The sequence below is a fragment of the Paracoccus sp. MKU1 genome (assembly GCF_001447385.1).
GTDB lineage: Bacteria > Pseudomonadota > Alphaproteobacteria > Rhodobacterales > Rhodobacteraceae > Paracoccus.
In genome coordinates, this window is sequence record NZ_LLWQ01000104.1 from 1 (window position 1) to 3,558 (window position 3,558).

The following is a 3,558-nucleotide window of genomic DNA, read 5'->3' on the forward strand; positions in this document are numbered from 1 at the left end:
TATTTATCTTGCTGACTTGGCTGCCAAGCAAGGGGAGATCAGCATGAAGTCTGCAACTTACGAACAGGCGGGCCGCATCGGGCTGCTCGAGCTTCATGACGCTGAAGCCGGGCGACGTGATCGTCACCGGCACGCCCTCGGGCGTCGGCCTGGCGCGCAAGCCGCAGCTGTGGATGAAGGACGGCGATATCTGCGAGGTCGAGATCGACGGCATCGGGATCCTGTCGAACCCGATCCGCGACGAGGCCCCGGCCCGGCTGGCTCGGACCGCCTGAACCGGCCGGAGGGGAGGAGGAACCCATGACCGCCATTGCCGGAAAACTCGGCATCACCAAGCGCCCCGGCGAGCTCGGCATCCATTCCATGGACACGTTCAACATGATCGTCCCCGACCTGAAGGTGGCGCAGGAATTCTATGCCGGCTTCGGCCTCGACATGCGCGAGGAAGGCCAGGGGCTGGGCCTGTTCACCTTCGGCTCCGACCATCGCTGGGGCACCCTGGCCGAGGGGCCGGCCAAGAAGCTGAACCATCTGAGCTTCGGCGCCTTCGAGGAGGATTTCGATGCCATGCGCCGGCGCATTGAGGCCAACGGCGTGCGGATCCTGGATGCGCCGCGCCATCACGGCTTCGAATCCAACGGCTTCTGGATCGCCGATCCCTTCGGCATGATGGTCGAGGTCAAGATCGCCGAGAGAAGCTCGCCGAACGAGAAATCGGAATTCGGCATGATCTCGGTCCAGCGTTCGCAGGCGCCGGTGGTGCGGCCGCGGCGGCTCGCGCATCTGCTGGTCTTTACCCCATCGGTGCCGGAATCGATCGCCTTCTATTCCCGCAACCTGGGCCTGCGCATCTCGGACCGCTCGGGCGATGGCATCTGCTTCATGCACGGCATCCACGGCTCGGACCATCATCTGATCGCCTTTGCCAAATCCAGCGCGCCGGGGCTGCATCACTGTTCCTGGGACGTGAGCGACATCAATCAGATCGGCATGGGCGCGATGCAGATGGCCGACAAGGGCTACAGCAGGGGCTGGGGTCTGGGGCGGCACGTACTGGGGTCGAACTATTTCCACTATGTCCGCGATCCCTGGGGCAGCTATTCCGAATATTCCGCGGATATCGACTATATCCCGCTGGATCACGACTGGAGGCGGGGGACTATCCGCCCGAGGATTCGATCTATCTGTGGGGGCCCGAGATCCCCGCGGATTTCGTGCATAATTACGAGGCGGATGCCGGCTCCAGCGACGCCTAGGGTCGCAGCGCCAACCGATGGATATCGCAAGCAATATCAGGAGGATCAGGGCAAGATCCTCGCGGTGACGGCGCTGCCAACCGCGTCGGGCGCCGCGCCGTCGATGGCATCCTCGCGCGCGCCGGGCCGATTCTCAAAACCGTTTGTCGGGGGTGCGACAATGGCGCGCGGCCCCAGAAACGAGACGCCATCCCTCCCGGACCGAGGCGTTATGACGCCGATGCGATCAAGCGTGACGAAACTCTTTCGGCTGCGCGGGGGTTTTCAACCCGATGAGCATGAAGGAGGAAAAGTCATGCTGAAACGCAGCATTGCGACCGTCCTTATCGGCGGCAAGGTCCTGGCGCTTGGCGCAATGATGAGCTCCACCGCGCTGGCGCAAAGCGGCGAGGTGATCGAAGGCAATACGACCGTGGTCGAGACGCCCTCGGGTAGCACCGTGATCGTGCCGGGCGTGGCGGCCGAACCGAGCACCCCTCTGGGCGCGGTGACCGAACCGGGTTACCCGCTGCTGGAACAGCTCGACAATGACGAAGAAATCGCGCGGACGCTGATCTCGCAAGGCTTTACCGACGTGCATATCCTGCGCGAAGGCCCCATCCTGACGGTAAACGCGCAGCGTGGTGGCCAGCCCATCGAGTTGGTCTACAGCATCGCCAATGGCAGCCTGATCTCGGTCGATGGCGTGGAGCTCCGCCCCGCGCCGGATGAGACCGGCAACGGCGATTCGACCACGGCCGCGACCGAGGACGGGACGGATCCCGGCGACGGAGCCGACGATAACGGCGGTGACGAAACCGGCGACGGTACCGGCGGGGAAGGCGATGGGGGCACCGGGGATGATGCCGGTTCGGATGGCTCGGACGGTTCGGATGGAGAGACGGGCGGCGCCGATGGTGGAGATAGCGGCTCAGATAGCGGCTCTGACGGCGGATCGGATGGCGGAGAAGGCGAGGGCGACAGCGGCGAAAGCAATGGCTGATCGCGCCCGGACTGCTGAGGCGCCATAGCGGCCTTGGCGCTGGCCGATAGGGGGATCCGCCTTCGGATCGTCCCGTGGCGGGCCGAGGATCAAGATCAGCGCCGTGCTCGATGCGCGCGGCCTGCTGATCCGGTTCACGATCATCCATTGGCCGACCGCCCCTGATGGCGGATCCTGCGGCGGCGCCGCCGGCCTGCCGGGGGCGGGGCGCCTCTTGCCGGCGCATCTCGGCCGACAGGCGGTGCCGGCCAGCCTTGCGAGCATCATGGCTTTCACCTTGATGCTGTTCCCGCGGACCTTCTGAACGGTAAGCATCAATGCGTTCCCTCAGATGCTCGTCGGTGGTGCAGCATGAGCCGCTCTGTCTCTCTGGCAAAACAGGCACGCGCTCATTGCACCCTCTTTCCGGAGGGCGCATGTAGTCCAATCCGATGTCCAGACCCGGGCCAGCTTAAGTGCAGTCTCAGCGGGCTTGTGGGCGGGGGCGCATAGCGGCGCCGGAACGCTCCATCACGTGGATCAGGGCCTCGACCGCCCGCTTCCATCATCTTGCCGATACCATGAAAAAGCCCTTGTTTCCTCTATCCCTGATCCATATACGGAGCAGCGGAGACGTGGCCGAGTGGTCGAAGGCACACCCCTGCTAAGGGTGCAGGCGGGAAACCGCCTCGAGGGTTCGAATCCCTTCGTCTCCGCCACAACATCATGAAATCGTTGAATTGTCTGGAATCCCTCGACCGGCCATCCATCGTCTTGGGGTGCGCCTTCGTTACCAAACGGTAACGCGCATCAGAATCCGGGCCTTCAGTCGGCGTTCTCGATGGCCTGCCCGACCATCTCTGGAGTCACACGCAGCAGGACGACCTCGGCCTCGCCCCGGTCATCGCATGTGAATGCGACCTCCGATCTGGCCGCGGTGATCTCGTAGACGTAGGGGGCATCATGCTGGATGCCCCGGTGCCCGTGCGCGAAGCCTGTGCGTGCAAAAGGGGGGCGCGGGCGCCAGATCGGGCGCGCCAAAGGCGGCATGAACACCAAGCTGCACGCCGTCGCCGATGCCAAGGGGCGCCCGATCGGGTTCTTCATGTCGGCCGGCCAGGTCAGCGATTACACCGGCGCGGCGGCGCTGTTGGGCAGCTTGCCGAAAGCGGGTTGGCTGCTGGCCGACAGGGGCTATGATGCCGATTGGTTCAGAGAGGCGTTGAAAGACAAGGGGATAAAGGTCTGCATCCCGGGCCGGAAGTCTCGCAAGAAGGCGGTGAAATACGACAAGAGGCGCTACAAACGGCGCAACCGCATCGAGATCATGTTCGGCCGCCT

4 protein-coding genes, 1 tRNA gene and 1 pseudogene are annotated in these 3,558 nt (G+C 64.3%); 5 read left to right on the forward strand and 1 reads right to left on the reverse strand.

All coding sequences use genetic code 11. The features are described 5' to 3' along the window. Positions 1-50: 50 nt before the first annotated feature. From AQY21_RS06885 to AQY21_RS06905, 4 genes are all read left to right on the forward strand, one after another. Positions 51-275, forward strand: coding sequence for a fumarylacetoacetate hydrolase family protein (locus AQY21_RS06885; RefSeq protein WP_369807749.1), 225 nt, complete (start codon positions 51-53; stop codon positions 273-275). Between the two features lie 25 nt (positions 276-300). After that, positions 301-2,238, forward strand: coding sequence for a VOC family protein (locus tag AQY21_RS29320; protein WP_203416427.1), 1,938 nt, complete (start codon positions 301-303; stop codon positions 2,236-2,238). 103 nt (positions 2,239-2,341) lie between these two features. Further along, complete coding sequence (locus tag AQY21_RS06900) at positions 2,342-2,542, forward strand: hypothetical protein (protein WP_058097001.1); 201 nt, start codon at positions 2,342-2,344, stop codon at positions 2,540-2,542. 304 nt (positions 2,543-2,846) lie between these two features. Continuing rightward, positions 2,847-2,936: transfer RNA gene (locus AQY21_RS06905), tRNA-Ser, on the forward strand. A 106-nt stretch (positions 2,937-3,042) separates the two neighbouring features. Here AQY21_RS06905 and AQY21_RS29165 read toward each other — a convergent pair. Then, positions 3,043-3,324: a hypothetical protein gene (locus AQY21_RS29165; RefSeq protein WP_162531878.1), complete on the reverse strand. Its 282-nt coding sequence runs from the start codon at positions 3,322-3,324 to the stop codon at positions 3,043-3,045. Between AQY21_RS29165 and AQY21_RS06915 the strand changes: the two are divergent. Next, a pseudogene (locus AQY21_RS06915) lies at positions 3,224-3,558 on the forward strand (IS5-like element ISSpo7 family transposase); the annotation flags it as partial. The gene AQY21_RS29165 and the pseudogene AQY21_RS06915 sit on opposite strands and share 101 nt — an antisense overlap.